We start from the raw sequence: 23,368 nt of genomic DNA on the forward strand, positions 1-23,368 counted from the left end.
ATAATGCGGGTCATCTCGTCGCCGTCGAGTTCGACGACAGGATTGGCAACCTTGATCTTCGCCACGTGTGGCTCCTGATTGATTTAGACACAGGCGGTTGTCCCGCCCTAGAATTGCACCGCAGCACTTTGTGCTGCGGTGTTGTTAAGCCCCTGCCCGCTTCCTGATGTTTTAGATACGCGGGCTCTGCAGCTTAGACGACCACGACTTCGAGCTTGCCGATACCCTCGACGAAGCCTTCGAGAACATCGCCACGCACAACCGCACCGACGCCCGCGGGCGTGCCGGTCATGATGATGTCGCCGGCTTGAAGCGTGAAGAGACCGGACAGATAGGAGATCATCTCCGGCACCTTCCAGATCAGTTGGTTCAAGTCGCCCTGCTGGCGGACTTCACCGTTGACCTTGAGTGTGACAGCGCCCGAGTCCGGATGGCCGATCTCGCTCGCCGGAACCAACGGACCGCAGGGAGCGGAGGCTTCGAACGCCTTGCCGACTTCCCATGGGCGACCAAGCTTCTTGGCCACGCCCTGAAGGTCGCGGCGGGTCATGTCGAGGCCGACGCCATAGCCGAAGACGTGATCGAGCGCCGCTTCCACGGAAATGTCCGTACCGCCCTTGCTTAACGCCACCACCATTTCGATCTCGTGATGCACGTCCGATGTCTGGCTCGGGTACGGGAACTTGCCATCGGTCACGAGATTGTCTGGGTTCTTCTGGAAGAAGAACGGCGGCTCCTTGGACGGGTCATGTCCCATCTCGATCGCGTGCTCGGCGTAGTTGCGGCCCACACAATAAATACGGTGAATGGGAAACACTTTGTCACTGCCCTGGACGGGCAAGGTTGCAATAGGTGCGGGTTGAACGACGTAGTCAGTCATGGCGAGAGGTGCATTCATCATCTTACTCCTGCGTAATAGTCGACTTTTTTCTCGATGTATTCGATGGCCGCAGACATCAGCATCGCCGCAGCGAAGAGGATGATCGTCAGCGCCCAGAAGTTCTCCATGTCAAAGCTGCGTGAATAAAGTTCAAACAGTTCGCCATAACCAATGATCGCCACCAAAAGCTGACCGATCACCACACCCTTTACGCCGCGCACAAGTCCGAGTCTGATCCCTGCTAGGATCTCCGGCAGTGCAGCAAGGAGAACGATTTTTCCGTAAAGAGCGAAGGTAGAGGCGCCATAGGAGCGCCCCATCTCAATAAGCGACTTCGGCACATGCTGAATGCCGGCTCGCGTATCCAACACGATGATCCACACCGCGAAGAGGAAGACTGTGACGATAACCGTGGTCTCGCCCATGCCGAACAGGATCATCAACACCGGGACCAGGGCCGAGAGCGGTGCACTGACGAAGATGTTGACCCAGATGCTGAACAGTTCGTCCACTGCCTTGAAGCGCCCCATCAGCACGCCGAGCGTGATGCCGACCACGATGGCAAACGCCATGCCGACCGCAAAACTGTGCAACGTGATGATTGCGGCCGACTGCCAGGTGCCGGTCTGCACCATGGCAAAGCCAGCAACCAGCACGGCCGAAAGAGGCGGAACCAGGAACATCAGGCCGGATTGACCGACCAGCTCCCAAATTACGCACCAGACTAGGAGGGATGCCATCATCGGCACCCGATATCCGTAAAGTGTCATGGCGCCCCCCTTAATCCACGTAGTGTTTGAGGCCCTGCCAGATCTCCTCGACTGTGTCGAGATAGCCCTGATCACGGCGGATGGCATCGGGAGAGGCTGTGCGGTCAACTTTCGGTTCGATGATCTGCGAGACGCGACTCGGCCGGCGTGACAGGAGCACAATGCGATCCGATACGTAGACAGCCTCTTCGATGCTATGCGTGACGAAGATGAAGGTCTTGCGCTCCTTCTCCACCAATCGCAGCAGGTCCTCCTGGAACTTGCGGCGATTCTGCTCATCAACAGCGGAGAATGGCTCGTCGAGCAGAAGAACTTCCGCATTTACGGCGAAGGCGCGGGCAAGACCAACGCGCTGGCGCATACCGCCGGAGAGCTCGTGCGGATACTTATCCTCAAAGCCGGTGAGACCAACCTCGGCGATATAGTGCCGGGCAATGGACTGGCGTTCCGCCTTGCCCATTCCCTTTAGTTCGAGCCCAAAAGCCACGTTGCGCATCACCGTCGCCCAAGGCATCAGGGCAAAGTCTTGAAACACGAAGGCGCGCTCCGGCCCAGGTCCAGTGACGGGCTTGCCGTTGACCCGCACCTCGCCGGAGGTCGGCTCGATAAGACCTGCAATGATCTTGAGCAGGGTGGTCTTACCGCAACCGGACGGGCCGAGGAGCGTCGTGAGTTTGCCTCGCGGGAAGTCGAGGTCGATCGAACGCAGCGCTTCGACTTCTTTGTAGTTCTTGCAGATACTACGAACCTCAACAGCAGCAGACTCAGCTTGAGGCAGAGCATGGATAGGAGCAGTAGATAAAGTCATGTCAGCCTCTCCTCTTTTCCGGACGAAGGACGCGCACCTCGAATGCTTCCAAGGCTGCGAGCGTCAGGGTCGAGACCAGAATGATGGAAACAACAGCGGCATACATTTCTGCATAATTGGCCACTGAGCGGTGGTAGGTGATGAGATCGCCGATTCCGGTCGGTGTGATCAGGAGTTCTGCCAGGATGACGCCGATGAAACCGGCGGCAAGGCCCAGGCGCAGACCAGCAAAGATCACGGGGCTGGCATCTGGGATGATGATCTTGGCGATTTGCTGGAGCTTCGTGCCCTGGAACGAGTAGCACATGGCCACCAGCGAAGGGTTGGCATTCCGCACTGCCTTATAGCCGTTCAGGACGATAACCGGCAAAGCAAGCATGATGACGGCGAGAGTCTTTGCGGCCAGCCCGATTCCGTAGACGAAGGTGATGAGTGGAATAAGAGCTGCCATCGGGGCCGATTGCAGGACGATGAACAAAGGCGCCACAAGCCATTCAGCCATGCGTGACAAACCCATCACGATGCCGAGCGCCACCCCGACGGCTCCCGAAATGGCAATACCGATGATCAGAGGCTGAAGGGTCGAACCATAAGCCACAAACAGGCTGCCATCGAATAGCATTGTGAGGAATGCAGAGAGTGTCTCTAGAAAGGTAGGAAAGGCGTAGCTAATCGGCACGCGCCCAGCGATTTCCCATATCAAAAAGAACAGCCCCAGCGAGACCACTCTCGAGGCAATTGGGTGTTGAGTGAATAGCCGGCCGAGGCTCAAGCCCCAACCTGCCGGCGAATGGACGGCCCGCGCGGGGCCGTTCACTTGGGAGGAAGCCATCATTTTGGCCACCTTACTTGGTGCCAACTTTCGCCAGAACGCGATCCAGCGAGCGGGTATCCCAGAAGTCCTCGACCTTCAGGCTTGAGGGCTCACCGGTGAGCTGACCCGAGAGGGTATAGAAGGCAAAGTCATCCTTTGCCGCGACTGCGCCGCCACCGTTGAGAGGAAACGCCTTGCCCTTTGCGAGTTCTTCGAAGTACGGGCCGATCTCGTTCACCTGGGCCGCAGGGAGGTCGGGGAGTAGCTTGTACTTGGCGCGCCACTCCGTGACGACGCTCGGCTTCTCTGTGACTTCACGCCAGGTTGTGAGGATGGCCTCGACGATCTTGTCGACATCTGCGGCGTTCTTTTCAAGGAAATTCGTGTTGGCAAACAGCGCTTCGTCGGTTGCGTTCACGCCCTCGAGCGGCAGGATGACGAACTTGCCGGGAGCCTGGGTTTCCAATAGCCGGCGGCCGGAAGAGTCGACGATGGAGGCCTTGACGTTACCCTGAAGCAAGGCGCCTGTGCGAACCTCGGCGCCAGGAATGTAGCTGATCTTGGAGAACTTAATGCCCTGGCGCTGCTCCATCAGTTTCATGATGGCTTCAGTCCCGGACCCGCGGGAGTGGACGGCCACTTCCTGCCCGTTCAGATCCTTCCAGGTCTTGTAGAACTCGCCGTTCACCGCCGGATAGAAGCGCAGCGTTGAAAGCTGCATGAACATGCGGATAGGCGCCTTGACCTTCTGCACAAGCGCATAAGGACCGCCGACGCCGATATCAGCCTGTCCGCCGACCACAGCCTGAGCTGCGATATCTTCGGACTTCAGGTACGTGACTTCAATGTCGACACCCTTTTCCTTGGCGCGCTCAAAGGCTGCCAAGAGATGCAGGGATTCCACGCTGGGGATGTCGCCATAGACCACACGAACCTTGGCCGCTTCCGCAGCACTCGACACCATAAGCGCGACGCCGATCGCGAGCGCAGCGGTACTGGCTTTCAGACCTGCCAACCTTCTGAACATTTCAAACTCCCTATTCTCTGGCGGTTCATCCGCTTTTTATAGCCGCGCTTTGCACGACCAATGCTGTATTGGTTGCAATTGGGTTGGCCGCTGTCAAGCATTATTCTTCTTGACTATGTTGTTACGAAGATTAAAAGATCCAACCAATTCAGAATTGGTTGAGAGACTGAGATGTTAGCTTTCGATGAAATGGGCTCTAATCGGAGCATCGTGACCCAACTGCGGGCCTACCTTGCACAAGCCGCACTCCCTGAGGATGGGCGTCTCCCTCCGGAGCGGGATCTGTCGGCGGCACTTGGGGTCACCCGAACCGAACTGAGGAAAGCACTCGGGACTCTTGAGGCCGAAGGCCAAATATGGCGCCATGTCGGCAAAGGCACATTCATGGGGAGCCGGCCTATGGATAACCTTTCAGATATCGCGGCTATGTCGAAGCGGACAAATCCGGCCGAACTGATGCGCGCTCGGCTGATCATCGAACCTGAGATCGCACGAGCGGCTGCGCTGACGGCAACGCCGATGCATCTTGCCGAGCTGAGGATGTGCCAGGCCCGAACGCGTGAAGCCGCGACTTGGCGGCAGTATGAGACCTGGGATACACGTCTGCACCGTACCGTTGCTGAAGCAACCCAGAACACGCCGCTTCTTGGGCTCTTCGATATGCTTAACGCGCTACGTCGAGCCGTGACATGGGGCAGGCTCCGATCTAACCCAGTCAAGCCAGAGCCTGACCATCACAGCTTCACCGAACACGAGACGATCATCATGGCCATCGAGAACCGTGACATGGCGGGCGCTGCCGCGGCGATGCGCAATCATTTGCAGAGCGTAGAGCGCAATCTCCTGGCGCGGCAGTCGACTGAGGCTGACTGATGCTGGGCCTGACTTAAGTCACAGAACCGGCGACCAAGCCTCGGGGATAAGGTCATATCCCTTGCCCCGGCGCACGACGAAAGAGAAACCCGGGAAATGCACATGCATACCCGCAATCAGCATACGGTCGGTGGCGGCCATGTCGAAGACGCGGCGGCGCATCGCAGCGGAAGCGTCGGGGTCGCTGTCGAAGTCGAGGGTCACATCGGGGTTGCGAACCTGGATTTCGGGAACATGAACCGTGTCGCCCCAGACAAGTACCGACTCATCACCGTCTGCAATGAGATAGGCCGTGTGCCCAGGAGTATGCCCTGGAATAGGAATCGCCGTTACGCCCGGAAACACCTCGCCGTCCTGGATGGTCCGCAACTGGCTACGGTAAGGCGCAAGCTGCTTTCGCGCGGCCTGGAAATAGCGCACCTTCTTGCGTTCAGGCGCTGCGCTCATGGCGGCATCGTCGTTCCAGTGCCTCACCTCCTCCTCGTGAATGAGAAGTTCCGCATTGGGGTAGATGCGCCCGCCAGATCCGTCGCAGAGCCCATTCGAGTGATCGGGATGCATGTGGGTCAAAAGCACCGTGTCGATTTCACTCGGCCTTGTGCCCGAAGCTTCCATGTTGGCTACGAGCTTGCCAAGGGATGGGCCCATGGTATCGCCGGCACCGGTCTCGATCAGAGCGACGCGGCCCTTCGAGTGGACCAAGAAGGCATTGACGGAGAGACGTGGCGGCGATGGCCGGAAGGTCTCCGAGAGGATCTGGTCGATCTCCTCGCGTGAGATGCGCTGCAGTACGCCGACATCGGCGTCGAGATAGCCATCGCTCAAAGAGGTCACGACGATATCGCCGATGCGGCGTCGATAGACGCCCGGAACCTGGCAATCAGGAAAGGAGGTCATTGGCTTCCCCTGCATTGAACATGTTAGTTGAGCGCAAAGATCACTTGCGGTYCGTAGCCGAAGCATCGGATGCGGGCGGTGAAGCCGAACCTGTCCTTTACGACCCTGTCGACCTTTGCGATGAACTCATCCATCACTTCCGGTGGGCGGAACGTCTCAAGGCGATACTTGACCTCCACGAATGCATCCTGGCCACGGCCTTGCGGCAGAACCGGGATGAAGATGATGTGCACCTTGTCGAGTGTCGCCTTAAGGAGGCCGGTGCATAGCTCTGTGCATTCCTCCGTGAAGCGCTCCAGCGCTGCGGCGTCGGGCATCCTCGGGCTTGGAATGAAAACTGAAACGTTAGGCATGGGCGTCCTTTCTGTGAGGGGTGAGCCCCGGTCAATCGACCGGGAGCTCGCGGCCCTTCGTTTCAGGAAGAGCAAGGACGGCAACCAGCACCAGAGCATATGAGCCCGTCGTGAAGATGCCGATAGCCGTCTCGAGTGGTATCTGCTGACTGATATAGCCCACGAGAGCAGGGAAAAGCGCGCCGACTGCCCGACCGAAGTTGTAGGCAAAGCCCATTCCCGTGCCGCGTACACGTGTCGGGAACAGTTCCGCAAAGTAGGAGCCGAGCCCGGCGAAGGTACCCGCGTAGCAGAAGCCAATCGGGAAGCCGAGGACCAACATCCATGTGTCAGAAATTGGGATGAAGGTGTATAGGATCACCGTGATGATCGCGCCGACTGCAAACAGCGCGAAGGTACGCTTGCGCCCGATCGCATCGGTGAGGTAAGCACCGACGATGTAGCCGCAGAATGCAGCCACGATGATGACGGCAAGATAGCCCGACGTGTTGAGCACCGACAATCCCCGTACCGTCTTCAGGTATGTCGGGAGCCAAGTGGCGATGGCATAGAAGCCGCCCTGTACACCTGTTGCGAGGAGCGAGGTGAAGATAGTGATATAGAGAACACGTCCCGAGAAGATGTCGAGAAGCGACGCTTTCTGAGTTGATGATCGTGCGTGCTTTTCGAACACCTCCGGCTCGTCGACATACTTGCGAATATAGAAGACGAAGAGCGCGGGAATGATGGCGACGAAAAACAGCGYGCGCCAAGCGATTTCCTCGGGCAGARGATAGAAGGTGAGAGCATAGATCAGGGCTGCAGCGCCCCACCCTACGGCCCACGAGCTTTGCACGAAGCCTAGTGCCTTGCCACGATGCTTTGCCTGAACGATCTCGCTCATCAGTGCGGCACCAATGGCCCATTCAGCGCCGAAGCCGAAGCCCTGGAGCGCGCGAACGATCATCAGTTGTTCTGAGGAGTTTGTGAAGCCGCTGAGGCAGGTGAAAAGCGTGAACCAGGCAATCGTTATTTGCAGCGTCAGAACGCGCCCATAACGGTCTGCCAGCATGCCGCCGATCCAGCCTCCTGTCGCCGAGACCAGGAGGGCAACGGTTGCGATCATGCCAGCTTCGGCTCGACTCATCGCCCAGAGAGAGATGAGAGTCGGCATGACAAAGCTGTAGAGCTGAATATCCAGCGCATCGATGCCGAAGCCGCCGAACGAGGCCCAAAAAGTGTGCTTTTCCCTCTTGCTGAGACTCCCGAACCAGCCGGTGGCTTGTGTGGGCGCAGCAGTGATCGTTTCATTCATGGTAGTTCCCTCCCGTCCCTCTGCATCGCGTCGCGGCGGGAATCTTCCCGCACGCGACGCGTGCGGGATCATCAATATTTGCGGATAAACGGATCAGGCATTTGGAGATCGCTTGAGATCCAAACACTCTTCACTTCGAGATATTCCTTGACAGCCTCAACTCCACCCTCACGGCCCATGCCGCTGTCCTTGAAACCGCCGAACGGCGTTGTGAAGCTCGTGGAGCGGTAATTGTTGATCCATACCGTGCCAGCTTTGAGCTTGTCCGACATGTACATCGCGCGTTTGAGACTGCGCGTCCAAACGCCGGCGGCAAGCCCGAAGCGGATGTCGTTGCCGATGCGCACCGCATCTTCCTCGTCCTTGAAGCGCAGCACAGCTAGAACCGGACCGAAGACCTCTTCCTGCGCGATGCGCATGTCGTTGGTCACATCGAGGAAGACGGTCGGCTCGACGATGCGGCCGGCGCCGTAATCCGGTCCGGTGAGCGCACGGCCTCCAGCGACGCAGCGAGCGCCCTCACCCTTTGCGATACCGATGTATTGCATGACCTTGTCGAATTGCGGCTTGGTCGCCACCGGTCCCACCTGCACACCCGGCGCACGTGGATCGCCTGCCTTGGCGCGCTTCGTGACCTCAAGTAGCTTCTCGACGAAGGCGTCGTGAATGCTGTCCTGCAGCAGTAGGCGGGAGCCCGCCATGCAGGTTTGGCCACCGGCCGAGAAGATACCTGTGATGACGCCATTTACCGCTTGGTCGAGATCAGCGTCGTCGAACACGATGTTCGGGGATTTGCCGCCTAGTTCCAACGATACACGCTTCAGGTTCTCGGCCGCGATCCTGGCGACCGCACGGCCGCCCTGATCGCCGCCCGTGAAAGCGACTCGGGCCACGTCCGGATGGCGAATAAGCGGTTCGCCTGCTTCGGAGGCGAAACCCGTCACTACGTTAAAGACTCCGGGCGGGATGCCAGCCTGTGCGACGAGCTTCGCGAGTTCGAACATCGACGCTGAGGTGAATTCGGACGGCTTAGAGATGAAGGTGTTGCCTCCGCAGAGCGCAGGCGCCATCTTCCAGGCGGTGAGCAGAAGCGACGAATTCCATGGCGTGATGGAGGCCACTACACCCATGGGTTCGTATTTGGTGTAGTTGAACACCTTGGGCTTATCGATCGGAATGACCGAGCCCTGAATTTTGTCGGCGAGGCCTGCATAATAGTAGAAGTACTTCGCCACGTAGCGGACTTGGCCGGAGACCTCACTCAATAGCTTGCCGTTGTCGCGAGCTTCGACTTCGGCGAGAGCGGCAGCGTTTTCGTCGATCAGCTGACCTAATCGGTACAAGAGCATGCCGCGGTCCGTGGCGGACATGGCGCCCCACGGCCCTTCCAAGGCAGCCTTGGCCGAACGAACAGCGCGGTCTACATCCTCCGCATTGGCGCGCGGAATCTCGGCCCACGGCTCTCCTGTGAAGGGGTCTTCGGTTTCGAACCAATCATTCGAAGCGGGATCGTGCCACTCGTTATCAATGAATAATCTGTATCTATGCATCGTCTAGGTGCTCCTGATGGAAGCAACCTAGATGGCCTCAGGCTCAAACCTCAATAAACACGCCGGTAAGAGCCAGTGACAGAATGTAATGGCCCGCGCAGTTTCCTAGGCATATGACCTTATGTCGGTTCGAGCCGGAGATTGATTGCGCAGGCGGACATAGATGTCAGACTCTTGAACAAGCCAGTCGAGAAATGGCCTGAGTGGCCAAGAGCCATATTTGTATTCTGGGCAAACCACGCAATAACGCTTATCCCCCGGCACGTAGTGATCATATGGTATAACGATMCGACCATCCTCAATCTCGCGGGTTACGTAGAGTTTTGGCACAAGCGCGACGCCGAGACCGGCCGATGCGGCTTCGATCGCCATCGAGAACAAATCGTATTGTGCGCCTTCCATAGGATTAAGTCCGGTCACGCCAAGGTGGTCCCACCACTTCTTCCAGGAATCCAGCCGTCCTCGCTTATGCAGCAGGGGCAGCTTCTTCAGCTCGGCTAAATCGAGTTCCGTCCGGCCACCGATCAGCTTCGGACTGCACACTGGAACGAGTTCTTCGGCAAAGAGATCTTTCTTGATCATGCCGGCCCAGCCGGGATGATCGTAATGAATGGCGGCATCGAACGGACTGTCTGCGAAAAGGAAGGGCTCTGGCCGCTCGCTCATGTTGATAACGATGCCGGGGTTCTTGGCGCAAAAATCCGGCAGTCGCGGGATAATCCATTTGTTGGTGAAGGTTGGAATAACCGCGAGTTCAAGAACGCCGCCCTCGGAGGGCCTTGCCAACAGCTTGAGCGTATCTCGCTCAATCCGATCGAGGTCGCTCACAATCTGTGCCCAGTACTCCCGTCCGGAGTCGGTCAGATAGATACGTCCTTTGACTCGGTTGAACAGCATAACCCCAAGAAAGTCCTCAAGACGACCGATCTGGCGGCTGACAGCTCCCTCGGTCATCGCAAGCTCTTCGGCCGCGCGGGAGAAACTTTCATGACGACCTGCGGCCTCGAAGGTGAGCAATGCGCTCGTGCTCGGGATCTTACGGCGCAATGCCATCTCCTAACGTTACAATACAGAGACTGCGTGGAGCCAGCCTCATCGGGCAGCAATGGCAAGATGAGCTAGACTTTCCGTACTTGTCGAGTTCGCTATTTGTCGGTGGCGTCCCAACAAAGCGCGCAATATGGAAGGTCCATGAGCTAGGAGCAGCACCGAATGATAGAGATAGAGGATTTCGAAGCCAAACAATAAAACGCGGGAAACCGCTCAAAGCTAAGCGGACTCAATTATATCCATCGTGCTTGAGACACAGCTTCTGCTTACTATTCGCTTACCAGCTGTGTTTCCTGGTAAGCAGCCCTCGAATGCGAGAGTCGCTAAAGCATTGGTTATGAATGGTACAGCCGCCCTGGCTTGAACAGGGGACCCCCAGATCCACAATCTGGTGCTCTAACCAACTGAGCTACGGCTGCACGTGAGGCAGGGTGTAATCGCGCCGGCGATCAATTTCAAGGCTTCTTTGCGGTCGCGGGGCCTGAAAAGACGACGGCGGGCCGTTTGGCCCGCCGTTTCAAAGGGTTAAGCTTGGAAAAGCTTACTCGGCGGTGGCGCCGGCGGCTTTGAGGACCGGGGTCCAGCGGGCTACTTCGCTTTCCACGAGCTTCTGAAGGGCTTCCGGCGTGCGCTCGGCGTTGGTCGGAATCACACCGCCAAGCTCCAGAAGGCGCTTCTTGGTGTTCTCGTCGTCGAGCGACTTCATCAAGGCGTCGCTGAGCTTCTTGACCACGTCCGGAGGCGTGCCCTTGGGCGCGAAGACCGCATTCCAGGCGCTGACCTCATAGCCGTCGAGGCCGGCTTCCTTGGTGGTCGGTACGTTCGGCAGGACTGGGGAACGCTCAGGCGTCGCGATGGCGAATGCCTTGATGTTGCCGCCCTGGATTTGCGGTGCCACGTTGACGATCTGGTCGGTCATGAAATCGACCGTGTTGGCCATGAGGTCGTTCAGGGCCGGGCCCGTGCCGCGATAGGCGACCATCGTGGGCTTTGCCTTGACGACCGAGTTGAAGAAGATGCCGGTCGAGTGAGAGACCGAGCCCACGCCCGCATGGGCCATGTTCACCTTCTCGCCGTTGGCCTTCATGTACTCGAGGAAGCCCTTCAGGTCGTTGGCCGGGAAGTCCTTCTTGGCCACGATGACGATGGGCGTACCGGCGGCGAGGCCGATGGGCGCGAAGTCCTTCGCCGGATCGTATTTCAGGTTCGGGTAGAGGGCGGGCGCGGCACCGTGGGTGCCCATATGGCCCATCATGATGGTGTAGCCGTCGGGTTGAGCCTGCGAGGCGMGGGTGATGCCCGTGGTGCCGCCGGCGCCTGCTACGTTCTCGATCACGATCTGCTGGCCGAGTGTGCGGGACATGTTGTCGGTTACGATACGCGCCACGACGTCTGTCGGGCCACCGGCCGCGAAGGGCACGATCATGGTGATCGGACGGGTGGGATAGGTCTGGGCCTGAGCGCCGGTGGCGGCAATGCCCGCGATTGCGGCAAGAGCCAGTGCGACTTTCTTCATTTTATTCCTCCCTAGGAAAGTTATCGCCTTACATTTGGTGACGATGGAGCCGAAGGCAAGCTATTCGGTGAACACCTCGTCCCTCCCCTTTCGTATGGAGGGCAGGAGCGCGATGATCAAAAGGATCGCGGCGACCGCAAGCAGCGCTGCGCTGACGGGACGTTCGATGAAGGTCTCCATCGAGCCGCGTGACAGGATGAGCGCGCGCCTCAGGTTCTCTTCCATCAGCTTGCCGAGCACGAAGCCGAGCAGCATCGGGGCCGGCTCGAAACCGAACTTCATCAGCGTGTATCCGACGAAGCCGAACAGGCCTATGAACATCACATCCGTCGGCAGCGAGTTGATGGAGTAGATGCCGATGCAGCAGAACATCAGGATTGCCGGAAACAGCAGGCGGTACGGCACCTTGAGCAGGCGCACCCACATGCCGACGAGCGGCAGGTTGATGATGAGCAGCATCAGGTTGYCGACCCACATGGAGGCGATCATGCCCCAGAACAGGTTCGGGTTCTTGGTCATCACCTGCGGGCCGGGAATGATGCCGTGAATGGTCATCGCGCCGACCATCAGCGCCATCACCGCATTCGGCGGAATGCCGAGCGTGAGCAGCGGAATGAACGAGGTCTGCGCGCCGGCGTTGTTGGCGCTCTCCGGCCCCGCCACACCCTCGATGGCGCCGCGTCCGAAACGGCGCGGATCCTTCGCGATCTTCTTCTCCAGCGTGTACGAGGCAAACGGGCCGAGCACCGCGCCGTTGCCCGGCAGGATGCCAAGGATCGCGCCGATGATCGTGCCGCGCAGCACCGGCTTGTAGGCCTGCTTGAAGTCGTCCTTGTTCGGAAGCAGGCGGCCGATGGATTGGCGCACCACATCGCGATGTTCGGTGTGATCGAGGTTGCGCATGATTTCGGCGATGCCGAAAATGCCCATGGCCAGCACGGCGAAATCGATGCCGTCCGACAGGAAGGCGAGACCGAAGGTCATGCGCTCCTCGCCGGTTTCGAGATCGAGACCAACCGTCGAGAGCAGCACGCCCACGAGGATCATCGCAATGGCCTTGAGGATCGAGCCGCGCGCCAGCACGACGGCGAAGACGAGGCCCATGACCATGAGGGAAAAGTATTCGGTCGGTCCGAAGATGAGCGCGAGCTTGGTCAGCGGTGCGCCGAGCGCCGCGATGACGAGCGTCGCCACGGTGCCGGCGAAGAACGAGCCGATGGCGGCAATGCCAAGCGCCACGCCGGCGCGGCCCTGGCGGGCCATCTGGTGGCCGTCGAGCGCCGTGACCACGGAGGTGGCTTCGCCCGGAATGTTGACGAGGATCGCCGTGGTCGAGCCGCCGTATTGCGCGCCGTAATAGATGCCGGCGAGCATGATGAGCGCGCCCGTCGGGTCGAGGCCGAAAGTGATGGGCAGCAGCATCGCGATAGTGGCGATGGGGCCTACGCCAGGCAGAACGCCGATCAGCGTGCCGACGAGGCAGCCGAGAAAGGCAAGTCCAAGGTTCTGCAGCGTCAGCGCGACGGAAAAGCCGAGTGCAAGATTGGAGAAAAGATCACCCATCAGATTCTCCCGCTGTGATCGGCAACATCAATGGTCGTTGTCCGGCGTCCGCGTGTGGAAAGAAATACGAGGACGGCTGCCGCCACCAGAATCGCGGCGGTGGCCCGCATGACGGCCTTTTGCGACCAATCACTGGGGAAAAGGCTCGTGAGCTGCTGCGGAAAGACCGGGATGGGCAGGTTCAGCAGGTCGCCGAACAAAATCATGCAGAACGGCGTGAGGCTCAGGGACAGCAGCACCAGATCGCGCAGGCGCGCCTCGGGAGTCGCGAAGCCGCCGATGATGATGGCGAGCGGCCCCGCCACGAGAAGGCCGAGGCCGGGGATCGTGAGGCTTCCGAACGAGAAGGGTCGGATCGTGATGGCGAAGGCCAGGATCGCCGTGATGACGAAGAACGGGCCGCGCAGGCTCCAGCCCTCCAGCGGATCGCCATCCTTCGTGAAGCCGGTCACGAGCAGGGTCAGCCCGGCCAGGCCGACGCCGACCGCGAGCCAGCGCGGCAGCATGGCGGGACCCATGGAGTTCAATGTGCCCTGGTCGAGATCGCGCGTCAGCCATAGGGCCAAGGCGGCTAGGGCGATCAGCAGGAGGCCTCCTGCAACGCTTTGCGGTGCGCGGACCGGTCCGTGACGCCCGGTCGGCCGGTGCTCCGACGACCCTTGGCGTTCGTGAGGATTGGACATGGACGACCTCCCGGAGTGCGCCTTATGGGCGCCTGAGTTCATTCAGACCGATATGCGCCCAAGGCCGCGTTTGGATCAAGCTGCCACTCCGGGCGGAATCGTGGTTCTCAACAAACCTGCCTCCGGCCAACCAGAGACGTCATCTGTGAAATAGGCGGGATGGGAGCGTCTATTCGACTATAGGACACCAACCCCTTCCCTCGCCCGGACTATCCGGAAACATTGCTCACTTGATCCGTTGCCCCAGGTTGTCTAGATGATCTCCCTTAGCCAGGCCGGGCCCCTCTGGTCGCCCTTCAAGGGGCGGCGATGTCGGACTGGATGAAGACCAGGGCGGCCTGGATTCGTTCAAGAAGACGGTTGTGCCTGCATCTCTAGGCTCGCGCCGGATCAAAAAAGTCCGGGCCCGCCGATGCGGATCAAGTGTCTCCTCGAGCGTATTTGTGCTGCTCTCCCCGACAATTGAGGCATCACATGTTTGAGCTTTCCAACTTTTTCGGACCAGAGGTCGTCGCCTTCCTGATGGTGGTCGGCATCGACCTCGCGCTCGCCGGCGACAACGCCATCGTCATCGGCCTAGCCGCCGCGGGCCTGCCCAAAGAGCAGCGCAACAAGGCCATCCTGCTCGGCGTTCTCGCCGCCACGGTTCTTCGTATCATCTTCGCCCTGATCACGACCCAGCTTCTGGCAATCGTCGGCCTTCTGCTCGCCGGTGGCGTGCTGCTGCTGTGGGTCTGCTGGAAGATGTGGCGCGAGCTGCGCGTCACGCATGCCGAGGAAGAGGCGGCGGAAGAGGCGCTTGAGGGCAAGGACCTCAATTCGGACGGCACGATTGCCGGCGGCGCTCCTCGCAAGACCTTCTCCCAGGCCGCCTGGCAGATCGTCATCGCCGACGTTTCGATGTCCCTGGACAACGTGCTTGCGGTCGCAGGTGCAGCGCGAGAGCATCCCTACATCCTGGCCTTCGGCCTGCTGCTCTCCATCGCCCTGATGGGTCTTGCGGCCTCCTACATCGCCCGCCTGCTCCAGCGTTACCGCTGGATCGCCTATGTGGGTCTGGCGATCATTCTCTATGTGTCTCTCAAGATGATCTACGAGGGCCTCCTTGAGATCTATCCCCTCATGAACGGCGTGGCCGGCTAAACGCAGCCTTCAGCCCGTCATGAAAATTTTAGGGCCGGTTCCACGAAAGTGGGATCGGCCCTTTTTCTTTGCTTTGCCGCATTTTCCAGCCTTCTCGATTGACGGCAGGGATGAGGAGGGGCAGAGAGCTTATCCACATGTCCTCCTCGACCCGCCCCTTCTTTTCCTTCGACGGCTTCCGCTATGGCGCCCGCGCCGTCGTTCCGGCGTTTCCGGGCTTCATCATGTTTGCAGCCGCCTTCGGGACGGCGGCGGCCCAGAAGGGCCTGTCGCTTGCCGAAGCGTTGGGGTTGAGCGCCTTCGTTTATGCCGGCGCATCGCAGATGGTAGCCCTCGAAATCTGGCAGGAGGTCTGGACTCCCTCGACGATCCTCACGGTCATGACCGTGACCGCCGTCGTGAATTCGCGCATGATCCTGCTCGGGGCGACGCTGCAGCCCTGGCTTCGCCATGAGCCGATGCGGCGCAACGCGCTCAATCTTTTTCTCATCACCGAAGTGGGCTGGATCATCAGCACGCGCTACCACAATGAAGGTGGCCGCGATGTCGGCGTGCTCCTTGGATCGGGCATCGTGCTCTGGGTCGTCTGGCTCATCGCGACACTCGCCGGCTTCTTTGCCGGCGCTCTCGTGCCCGAGCCGAAGAATTTCGGTCTCGATCTGGTCATGCCGCTGTTCTTCGGCATCATGCTGGTGCCCTTGTGGAAGGGAGCGAAGTCCTCCCTGCCCTGGCTGATCGCCGGCCTCGTCTCGCTCATCATCCACGCTCTCGTGCCGGGCTATCTCTTCATCATCGCCGGTGCACTCGCGGGCGTCATCGCGGGCATGCTGATCGAATGAGTGGATTGAGCGCCTTCATCGCCACGCCCTGGGGATCGGCCCTCGCCATCTTAGGCATGATGCTCGTCACGTTTCTGTGCCGCATCGGCGGCGTGCTGCTCATGAGCCGCGTGCCGATCACGCCACGGATCGAGCGCGGCCTTCGGGCGCTGCCGGGCTCCATCATTCTCGCGACAATTCTGCCGGTGGTGATCGACAGCGGCTGGCCTGCAATCGTCGCCGTGGCGGCGGCCATCGCGGTGATGGCGTTCACGCGCATCGATCTTCTCGGGCTCCTGGCAGGCCTAGGCACCCTCTCCGTCATCCGGGCTCTTCTGTGATCCCTGCTTGAGCCGAATGCGGATGCGATACATGAGGCCATCGCGAATGTTGCGATAGGCATCGAGCATCTGCTCGCGTGAGCCCTGCGTGATCGTCGGATCGGGCGTCGGCCAGTATTCCACATCCGCCGCGACGGTCCGCGTCAGCTCAAGCGCGGCGTGATGCGCTTCCGGCGAGAGGGAGATGATGAGGTCGAAATTCAGACCCTCCCATTCTTCGAGCTCATCGAGCGTGCGCGGCTTGTGCTTTGAACCGTCGATGCCGATCTCGGACAACGCGGTCGCCATGAAGCCGTCGGTCTCGCCTTTGCGCACACCCGCCGACTGCACATAGATCGACTTGCCGAAGTAATGCCGCGCGATAGCCTCCGCCATGGGAGAGCGCACAGCATTCATCGCGCAGACAAACAGAACCGAATGGATTTTCTTCGAGGCTGCGCCGTCCACGCGTCAGCCCCTCCAGTGCAGCGCGAAGATGAGCGTGAACAGGCGGCGCGCCGTGTCGAAATCGACGACGATCTTGCCGTCGAGACGTTCGCGCAGAAGCTCCGCAGCTTCGTTGTGCAATCCCCTGCGCCCCATGTCGATCGCCTCGATCTGCGCGGGAGATGCGGAACGGATGGCCTGGTAATAGCTGTCGCAGATCATCTCGTAGTCGCGGATGGCCTTACGAAACGGCGTGAGCGACAGATGATGCGAGATGAGCGGCGCACCGTCCTGCGCCGTCACCTCGAAGCAGAGCTTCTTCTCGATGAGAGAGATGCGCAAGGCATAGGGGCCGCCGTCATAGTTCGGCAGCGCGAAGCTGTTTTCCTCGATGATGTCGTAGATGGCGATCGCCCGCTCATGCTCCTGATCGGGATTGCCACGGCCGATGGATGCCTCGTCGAGGGTGACCGCGACCAGCCGGCACCGCTCCTTCCCTTCGCTCGACATCCCCCCTCCGCTCAATCCTTACAGGTTCAGGCGGATCGCAACCGATCGCGCGTGACCCTCCAACCCCTCAGACCGCCCGAGGGCGATGGCTGCAGGGCCGAGCGCCCTCAAGGCGCCCGGATCGCATTTCAGGATCGAGGTTCGCTTCATGAAGTCAAGTACGCCCAATCCGGACGAGAAGCGCGCGGACCGGGCCGTAGGCAGAACATGGTTCGGCCCGCCCACATAATCGCCGATGGCTTCCGGCGTATGGCTGCCGAGGAAGATCGCGCCGGCATTCCGCACCTTGGCCGCCAGCTCCTCGGCGTTCTCCGTCTCGATTTCCAGGTGCTCCGGCGCCAGCCGATCCACGAGGGGGATGGCGTTGTCGAGACTGTCGATCAGAATGATCGCGCCGTAATCCTGCCAGCTTGCGCGGGCGATATCGGCTTTCGGCAAGGTCTTGAGCTGCCGCTCCACCGCCTTCTCGACCGCATCGGCAAGGGTCGCGCTGTCGGTGATAAGGATCGACTGGGCTGCGGGATCGTGCTCGGCCTGGGCCAGGAGATCGGCGGCAATCCAGTCCGGGTTGGCCTGGGAATCGGCGAGGATCAGCACTTCCGAGGGACCGGCGATCATGTCGATGCCGACCTGGCCGAATACCCGGCGCTTGGCTGCGGCCACATAGGCATTGCCGGGGCCTACGATCTTCGCCACCGGCTGCACCGCATGGGTGCCATAGGCCAAAGCCGCGACGGCCTGGGCGCCGCCGATGCGGAAGACCTCGTCCACGCCGGCAAGGCGCGCGGCGGCGAGCACGAGCGGATTGGTCTCGCCGCGCGGCGTCGGCACCACCATCGCGATGCGGGGAACGCCGGCGACCTTCGCGGGCACGGCGTTCATGAGAACCGACGAGGGATAGCTCGCGCGGCCACCCGGCACATAGAGCCCGACGGATTCGATAGCCGTCCAGCGCCAGCCGAGCGTGACGCCCAACGCATCCTTCGTCATGGAATCCTGCGGCCGCTGGGCGCTGTGATAAACCTCGATACGTTCCTTCGCGAGAGCCAGCGCCTCAAGAGCTTCCTTGGAGCACTGGGCCTCGGCCGCATCGATCTCTGCGGTCGAAATGCGCAGTGTCTCGGGCTGGAGCGCCAGTCCGTCGAACCGATAGGTGTAGTCGATCAGGGCCTCGTCACCCTTCGCCACCACATCCTCAATGATGGCGCGGACCGCCTGGTCCACATCCTCCGACACCTCGCGCTTCGCCGAGAGAAGAGCGGCAAAGGCAATCGGAAACGAGGCGTCCCGCGCATCGAGCCTTTGCACCATTACAGGCTCTCCGCCTGCTGCTGGTCCTCGTGCAACGGGCGGCTTTCGGCGGCCCAGACGGGGCCTGTGTCTTTCATCTGCATCTCGACGCACTCCAGATCCACCTGGATGGCTCCGCCTTCGGCAAAGATCAAGGTGGCTGTGCCCGATGGAGCATCGCGCTCCTCGAACGTAATGGCGAGAAGGTTAAGAACCGCGTCCTTGCTGGTCTGATCGATGCCGCGGACGCGAACGCCCGTGACGTTCTCGAAATGCATGCAGGTCAGCCGGCGCTGGGGCGTTGCCGCCTCCCAATCGTACCGGCGCACCTGAATGGCGAAGCGGCGCTCCTTGGGAAGATAGGCGATATCACCGAGCCGCAGGAGCGAATCCTGCAGGTGAGCCGAGATGACGGCCAGATCTTCGGGGTCGAACGCAACGAGTCTCAGGAGATCCATGGTCTGCCAACCTATTGTTGAACTTTGATCTTTAGGTAGAGAGCGCCCCTGCCCTGCGCAACCTTTCGGCTCAGGTCCGGTTCATCTTTTAGCGCTCATGATGCCAGACATCGCAAAGGAACTGTCGATGAAACGCCTCCTGCTCGCCGCCATGGCGGCTCTCACCCTCACCGTGCCGGCTGCGGCGCAGTATTACGGCAATCCCTATTCGCAGCCTTACGAGGAAGAATGGGTGGAGCGCTCTCCGGCCCCGCGCTATTACGAGCGCCGCCCCGATTACGGCTACAGGCCCGAGCCCCGATACGGCTACGAGCCCCGGCGCGAATACCGCGACGGCTACCGCCAGGATTATCGCTATGCGCAGCCTCGCGGGGAGCGGCAGCGCCGGGCGCAGGGCGGCAGCATCTGCGTGACCTCGCGCGGCAGCTGCCAGTACCCGCAACCCATGTCGAACGGTGCAAATTGCACCTGCGATATCCCTGGCTTCGGGGTCAAGCGCGGCAATATTCAGCGATAATGCAAAAAGCGGAGGTTAGAGCATCGGACCCAAAAGTGGATTTGCACTTTTGGGGTCCATCCGATGCTCAAGTTTAAGCTGGCGCATCGTTTGAGCGGAAAACCGGGTCCACTTTTCGCTGACGCGGCCCTCTGGGTCCGCACGATGCGCTAGAGCCTCCGCTTCTTCTTTTAACCTCTGAGGCGCTCGATCTCCGCGCCGCAGCGGGCGAGCTTGGCTTCGAGGGCCTCGAAGCCACGGTCGAGATGGTAGACCCGGTTGATGGTCGTCTCGCCATCGGCCACGAGGCCGGCGATCACCAGCGAGACCGAAGCGCGGAGGTCGGTCGCCATGACCGGTGCGCCCTTCAGCCCCGGCACGCCATCCACATAGGCGCTGTCGCCGTCGAGGCGGATCTGGGCGCCGAGGCGCGCCAGCTCCTGCACGTGCATGAAGCGGTTCTCGAAGATGGTCTCGCGGATGCGGGAGGTGCCGTTGGCGCGGGTCATGAGGGCCATGAACTGCGCCTGCAGATCGGTCGGGAAGCCGGGGAACGGATCGGTCGTGATATCGACCGCCTGGATGCCGTTGCCGTTGCGGCGAATGCGGATGCCGCTATGGGTCGAGGACACCTCGGCGCCAGCTTGGCCCAGCACGTCGAGCGCGGCCTGAAGGTATTCGGGGCGGGTGTTCTCCAGCACCAGATCGCCGCCGGTCATGGCGACCGCCATGGCGTATGTGCCGGTCTCGATGCGGTCGGGCATCACGTCGTGGGTCGCGCCGTTGAGGCTGGAAACGCCCTCAATCACGATCTCGGAGGTGCCGTGGCCCTGGATCTTGGCGCCCATCTTGATGAGGCAATCGGCCAGATCCACGACTTCCGGCTCGCGGGCGGCATTGCGGATCACCGTGGTGCCGTTGGCGAGCGTCGCCGCCATGAGCGCCACATGGGTGCCGCCGACCGTCACCTTCGGAAAATCGATCTCCGCGCCCTGGAGACCCTTGGGGGCGCTCGCAACAACGTAACCGCCATCGATCTCGATGGCCGCGCCGAGCTTGGCCAGCGCCATGATCAGCAGGTCCACCGGACGGGTGCCGATGGCGCAGCCGCCGGGCATGGACACCTTGGCATGGCCGAAGCGGGCGACCATGGGCGCGATGACCCAGAAGCTGGCGCGCATGGTGGAGACCAGCTCATAGGGCGCGCAGGTATCGATGATGCTCTTGGCAGACAGGCGGATCGTCTGGCCGGTCTCGGTGGACTGGCCCGGACGGCGGCCGGCGATGGAATGGTCCACGCCGAAATTGCTCATGATGCGGAGCAGCGAGGAGATGTCGGCGAGCCTCGGCACGTTGCCGAGCTCGAGCGTATCCTCCGTCAGCAGGCTCGCGATCATGAGAGGCAGGGCCGCATTCTTGGCGCCGGAGATCGGGATCAACCCGTTGAGCGGCGCGCCGCCCCTGATGCGAATGCGATCCATTAATCAATTTTCCTTGCTTTGTGCGTGCTTAAGCGCTTTGTGCGTGCTTAAGCTATGCGTGTCTTGAGCTTTATAGGCTAGTCGGACGGCTTGTCGCGCCCAGATGAACCGTTTTCGGCTTCGGAGGAGACCGGAGCGACCCTGGCCACCTGCCGACCGCGCGCCTGAGCCTTACGCTTTTTCAGGTTTTCCTTCAAAGCGGCCTTGAGCCGGTCAGCTTTTTCTTGCGATTTCACGTCAGTCATGGTTCACGCGACCCATCGTCGCCTTCATCAAATAGAGGCTTCGCAAGCGGGTCTCAACCGCAATATCAGGGTTCCGGGCTTTGACCGGGATCAATGTCGTCTGGCATAATCAATGCACAATCCCCGGGCATGATATTTGCCCACCCGGTGAGATGATGGATTATCAGAGCTTCTTCACGTCAGCCCTCGACCGCCTCCAGAGTGAGCGCCGCTACCGCGTTTTTGCCGATATCGAACGCAAGGCCGGCCAATTCCCCCAGGCCATCTGGCATAGCCCGGAGGGGGCATGCCCCATTACGGTGTGGTGCTCCAACGATTATCTTGGCATGGGTCAGAACCGGGATGTGACCCGCGCTATGGTGGAGGCCGCGTGGCGGCTCGGCACCGGCGCCGGCGGCACCCGCAACATTTCAGGCACCAGCCACCCTATCGTGGAGCTCGAAGCGGAGCTGGCCGATCTCCACGGCAAGGAAGCGGCCCTCGTCTTCACCTCGGGCTATGTGTCGAATCAGACCGGCATCGCCACGCTGGCCAAGCTTATCCCCAACTGCCTGATCCTGTCGGACGCCCTGAACCACAACTCGATGATCGAAGGTGTGCGGCAGTCCGGCTGCGACAAGGTGGTCTTCCGCCACAACGATCTCGACCATCTGGAAGAGCTCCTGAAGGCGGCGGGCGACCGGCCCAAGCTGGTCGTGTTCGAGAGCATCTATTCCATGGACGGGGACATCTCCCCTATCCATGCTATCTGCGACTTGGCCGAGCGCTACGGCGCCATGACCTATATCGACGAGGTCCATGCGGTGGGCATGTACGGCCCCCGTGGCGGCGGCATCGCCGAGCGCGAAGGCGCCATGCACCGGCTCGACGTGATCGAGGGCACCCTCGGCAAGGCCTTCGGCGTCATGGGCGGCTATCTGACGGGCACCAGGGCTGTCATCGACGCGGTGCGCAGCTTCGCGGCGGGCTTCATCTTCACCACCGCCCTCCCCCCGGCCGTGGCGGCGGCAGCGACGGCCTCGATTCGCTACCTCAAGGCTTCCTCTGCCGAGCGGCAGAAGCAGCAGCGTCAGGTAGCCAAGACCAAGCAGGTGCTAAGCGGCCTCGGCCTGCCGGTCATGGACACGATGACCCACATCGTTCCGGTGATGGTGGGTGACGCGGAGGCTTGCAAGGCCGCCTCGGACCGCCTGCTGGAAAAGCACGGCATCTACATCCAGCCGATCAACTACCCTACCGTGGCCCGCGGCACCGAACGCCTGCGCATCACGCCCGGCCCCTTCCATTCCGACGCCCATATCAACGCTCTGGGCGCCGCTCTCGTGGAAGTTTGGACCACTCTGAAGCTCCCTCTCCAGCCGAAAGTGCAGGCTGCGGAATAAAGTTGGTTTTTCAAGCTTGCGCATAGGGCCGCGCTGTGGCAGTAAGCGGCCCTCTTCGTTGGCGCGCTGCCGTAGCTCAGTGGTAGAGCACTCCCTTGGTAAGGGAGAGGTCGAGAGTTCGATCCTCTCTGGCAGCACCATCGAACTCCTCATGAATGCATGAGGCCCGGCCGACCTGATCGATCAGGTCGGCAATTGTTTTTCCGGACATGATAAGCGATGGGCTCGGCGGCAATGGCTGCCTGCGCGGCATCCGTGCGCGAATGTTTCATGCGCCCGATCCGGCGAACGAGAATCTCCTCGATGCAAAAGCCGGAGAGATCAGTTCATGGTGCTTGAGGCGGCCTTACGCGACGAACATGTCGTAATGCTTCATCTTCAGGTCTTTCGACATTTTAGCGAAAATCACTACAGTTTTCGCGCCTGGGTCCGCATCGTCGATCAGGAAGCCTTTCTGCTTGCCGTAAGTGACGTAATCGTTGACGTCCTTCGTTTTCAACCCGACCGTGAAAAAGCTCGCATCGATCTTCTTAGCTTTCGTCATGGAGCTTGCACCCAGCTTTCCAAGAGTACTGTTATCGAGCCAAACGTAGTCCTGCCCTGCGTCGAAGTCGGCGATGATGTCCATGTTTCTGTGCTTGGCGAATTTGCTGTCGTCGAATAGGAAGATGCCCTTCAGACGGGCTCCGCCCAGGCAAAT

The 23,368-nt window shown here is 60.6% G+C and carries 25 protein-coding genes and 2 tRNA genes; 7 read left to right on the plus strand and 20 right to left on the minus strand.

Going from position 1 to position 23,368, the window contains the following annotated elements; all coding sequences use genetic code 11:
* Nucleotides 1-193: 193 nt before the first annotated feature.
* The 5 genes from ACXJKO_RS15635 to ACXJKO_RS15655 are packed head-to-tail and all read right to left on the minus strand — an operon-like array spanning nt 194 to nt 4,299.
* A complete protein-coding gene (locus tag ACXJKO_RS15635; RefSeq protein ID WP_457092014.1) occupies nt 194-898 on the minus strand; it encodes a fumarylacetoacetate hydrolase family protein in 705 nt (234 codons plus the stop codon).
* Complete coding sequence (locus tag ACXJKO_RS15640; RefSeq protein WP_204242834.1) at nt 898-1,650, minus strand: ABC transporter permease; 753 nt, start codon at nt 1,648-1,650, stop codon at nt 898-900. The genes ACXJKO_RS15635 and ACXJKO_RS15640 overlap by 1 nt, the downstream gene beginning before the upstream one ends.
* A 10-nt stretch (nt 1,651-1,660) precedes the next feature.
* On the minus strand, nt 1,661-2,458 hold the full coding sequence (locus tag ACXJKO_RS15645; RefSeq protein WP_457092015.1) for an ABC transporter ATP-binding protein: 798 nt from the start codon (nt 2,456-2,458) through the stop codon (nt 1,661-1,663).
* Nucleotide 2,459: 1 nt separating this feature from the next.
* On the minus strand, nt 2,460-3,293 hold the full coding sequence (locus tag ACXJKO_RS15650) for an ABC transporter permease (protein WP_457092016.1): 834 nt from the start codon (nt 3,291-3,293) through the stop codon (nt 2,460-2,462).
* Nucleotides 3,294-3,303: 10 nt separating this feature from the next.
* Nucleotides 3,304-4,299, minus strand: coding sequence for an ABC transporter substrate-binding protein (locus ACXJKO_RS15655; RefSeq protein ID WP_457092017.1), 996 nt, complete (start codon nt 4,297-4,299; stop codon nt 3,304-3,306).
* Between the two features lie 171 nt (nt 4,300-4,470).
* Between ACXJKO_RS15655 and ACXJKO_RS15660 the strand changes: the two genes are divergently transcribed.
* Nucleotides 4,471-5,172, plus strand: a complete 702-nt coding sequence (locus ACXJKO_RS15660; RefSeq protein ID WP_457092018.1) for a FadR/GntR family transcriptional regulator — start codon at nt 4,471-4,473, stop codon at nt 5,170-5,172.
* Nucleotides 5,173-5,190: 18 nt separating this feature from the next.
* Here the strand turns inward: ACXJKO_RS15660 and ACXJKO_RS15665 are convergent, their stop codons facing one another.
* The 9 genes from ACXJKO_RS15665 to ACXJKO_RS15705 form a co-directional block, all read right to left on the minus strand.
* On the minus strand, nt 5,191-6,069 hold the full coding sequence (locus ACXJKO_RS15665) for an MBL fold metallo-hydrolase (protein WP_457092019.1): 879 nt from the start codon (nt 6,067-6,069) through the stop codon (nt 5,191-5,193).
* Between the two features lie 23 nt (nt 6,070-6,092).
* Nucleotides 6,093-6,386 carry a hypothetical protein gene (locus tag ACXJKO_RS15670; protein WP_457092020.1) on the minus strand — a complete coding sequence of 98 codons (294 nt, stop codon included), beginning with the start codon at nt 6,384-6,386 and terminating at the stop codon, nt 6,093-6,095.
* Between the two features lie 67 nt (nt 6,387-6,453).
* Nucleotides 6,454-7,716, minus strand: coding sequence for an MFS transporter (locus ACXJKO_RS15675; RefSeq protein WP_457092021.1), 1,263 nt, complete (start codon nt 7,714-7,716; stop codon nt 6,454-6,456).
* Nucleotides 7,717-7,787: 71 nt separating this feature from the next.
* On the minus strand, nt 7,788-9,266 hold the full coding sequence (locus ACXJKO_RS15680) for an aldehyde dehydrogenase (protein WP_457092022.1): 1,479 nt from the start codon (nt 9,264-9,266) through the stop codon (nt 7,788-7,790).
* A gap of 105 nt (nt 9,267-9,371) precedes the next feature.
* Nucleotides 9,372-10,313, minus strand: a complete 942-nt coding sequence (locus ACXJKO_RS15685) for a LysR substrate-binding domain-containing protein (protein WP_457092023.1) — start codon at nt 10,311-10,313, stop codon at nt 9,372-9,374.
* A 345-nt stretch (nt 10,314-10,658) separates the two neighbouring features.
* A tRNA-His gene (locus ACXJKO_RS15690) sits at nt 10,659-10,735 on the minus strand.
* Between the two features lie 122 nt (nt 10,736-10,857).
* Nucleotides 10,858-11,832, minus strand: coding sequence for a tripartite tricarboxylate transporter substrate-binding protein (locus tag ACXJKO_RS15695; RefSeq protein ID WP_457092024.1), 975 nt, complete (start codon nt 11,830-11,832; stop codon nt 10,858-10,860).
* A 60-nt stretch (nt 11,833-11,892) separates the two neighbouring features.
* Entirely contained in the window at nt 11,893-13,395 is a 1,503-nt protein-coding gene (locus ACXJKO_RS15700) for a tripartite tricarboxylate transporter permease (RefSeq protein WP_457092025.1), read from the minus strand.
* Nucleotides 13,395-14,078: a tripartite tricarboxylate transporter TctB family protein gene (locus tag ACXJKO_RS15705; protein WP_457092026.1), complete on the minus strand. Its 684-nt coding sequence runs from the start codon at nt 14,076-14,078 to the stop codon at nt 13,395-13,397. Before ACXJKO_RS15705 ends, ACXJKO_RS15700 begins: the two co-directional genes overlap by 1 nt.
* Before the next feature lie 474 nt (nt 14,079-14,552).
* Here ACXJKO_RS15705 and ACXJKO_RS15710 point away from each other — a divergent pair, with 474 nt between their 5' ends.
* The 3 genes from ACXJKO_RS15710 to ACXJKO_RS15720 all read left to right on the plus strand — a co-directional run bounded on the left by ACXJKO_RS15710 (nt 14,553) and on the right by ACXJKO_RS15720 (nt 16,380).
* Complete coding sequence (locus tag ACXJKO_RS15710; protein ID WP_457092027.1) at nt 14,553-15,221, plus strand: TerC family protein; 669 nt, start codon at nt 14,553-14,555, stop codon at nt 15,219-15,221.
* A gap of 137 nt (nt 15,222-15,358) precedes the next feature.
* The gene (locus tag ACXJKO_RS15715; RefSeq protein ID WP_457092028.1) at nt 15,359-16,060 is read left to right on the plus strand and encodes an AzlC family ABC transporter permease; all 702 of its coding nucleotides are present in this window, start codon (nt 15,359-15,361) and stop codon (nt 16,058-16,060) included.
* On the plus strand, nt 16,057-16,380 hold the full coding sequence (locus ACXJKO_RS15720; protein WP_457092029.1) for an AzlD family protein: 324 nt from the start codon (nt 16,057-16,059) through the stop codon (nt 16,378-16,380). The genes ACXJKO_RS15715 and ACXJKO_RS15720 overlap by 4 nt, the downstream gene beginning before the upstream one ends.
* Here ACXJKO_RS15720 and ACXJKO_RS15725 read toward each other — a convergent pair.
* Genes ACXJKO_RS15725 through ACXJKO_RS15740 form a run of 4 tightly spaced genes read right to left on the minus strand, consistent with a single transcriptional unit; the run spans nt 16,345 to nt 19,064 of the window.
* Nucleotides 16,345-16,827 (minus strand): arsenate-mycothiol transferase ArsC, encoded by a 483-nt coding sequence (locus ACXJKO_RS15725; RefSeq protein ID WP_457092030.1) that lies wholly within the window; start codon nt 16,825-16,827, stop codon nt 16,345-16,347. The two genes, ACXJKO_RS15720 and ACXJKO_RS15725, sit on opposite strands and share 36 nt — an antisense overlap.
* A gap of 3 nt (nt 16,828-16,830) precedes the next feature.
* On the minus strand, nt 16,831-17,316 hold the full coding sequence (locus tag ACXJKO_RS15730) for a UPF0262 family protein (protein WP_457092031.1): 486 nt from the start codon (nt 17,314-17,316) through the stop codon (nt 16,831-16,833).
* Nucleotides 17,317-17,334: 18 nt separating this feature from the next.
* Nucleotides 17,335-18,627, minus strand: a complete 1,293-nt coding sequence (gene hisD, locus ACXJKO_RS15735; protein ID WP_457092032.1) for a histidinol dehydrogenase — start codon at nt 18,625-18,627, stop codon at nt 17,335-17,337.
* Entirely contained in the window at nt 18,627-19,064 is a 438-nt protein-coding gene (locus ACXJKO_RS15740) for a DUF2948 family protein (RefSeq protein ID WP_457092033.1), read from the minus strand. The genes hisD and ACXJKO_RS15740 overlap by 1 nt, the downstream gene beginning before the upstream one ends.
* 127 nt (nt 19,065-19,191) lie before the next feature.
* On the opposite strand from ACXJKO_RS15740, the gene ACXJKO_RS15745 reads away from it, so the two are divergent.
* Nucleotides 19,192-19,581, plus strand: a complete 390-nt coding sequence (locus ACXJKO_RS15745; RefSeq protein WP_457092034.1) for a hypothetical protein — start codon at nt 19,192-19,194, stop codon at nt 19,579-19,581.
* Nucleotides 19,582-19,751: 170 nt separating this feature from the next.
* On the opposite strand, the gene murA is transcribed toward ACXJKO_RS15745, so the two are convergent.
* Nucleotides 19,752-21,041: a UDP-N-acetylglucosamine 1-carboxyvinyltransferase gene (gene murA, locus ACXJKO_RS15750; protein ID WP_457092035.1), complete on the minus strand. Its 1,290-nt coding sequence runs from the start codon at nt 21,039-21,041 to the stop codon at nt 19,752-19,754.
* 400 nt (nt 21,042-21,441) lie between these two features.
* Between murA and hemA the strand changes: the two genes are divergently transcribed.
* A complete protein-coding gene (gene hemA / locus ACXJKO_RS15755; RefSeq protein WP_457092036.1) occupies nt 21,442-22,668 on the plus strand; it encodes a 5-aminolevulinate synthase in 1,227 nt (408 codons plus the stop codon).
* 65 nt (nt 22,669-22,733) lie between these two features.
* Nucleotides 22,734-22,808, plus strand: a tRNA-Thr gene (locus tag ACXJKO_RS15760).
* 206 nt (nt 22,809-23,014) lie between these two features.
* Here ACXJKO_RS15760 and ACXJKO_RS15765 read toward each other — a convergent pair.
* Nucleotides 23,015-23,296: a hypothetical protein gene (locus ACXJKO_RS15765; RefSeq protein WP_457092037.1), complete on the minus strand. Its 282-nt coding sequence runs from the start codon at nt 23,294-23,296 to the stop codon at nt 23,015-23,017.
* Nucleotides 23,297-23,368: the final 72 nt, after the last annotated feature.

The sequence above is a fragment of the Microvirga sp. P5_D2 genome, from assembly GCF_054049475.1.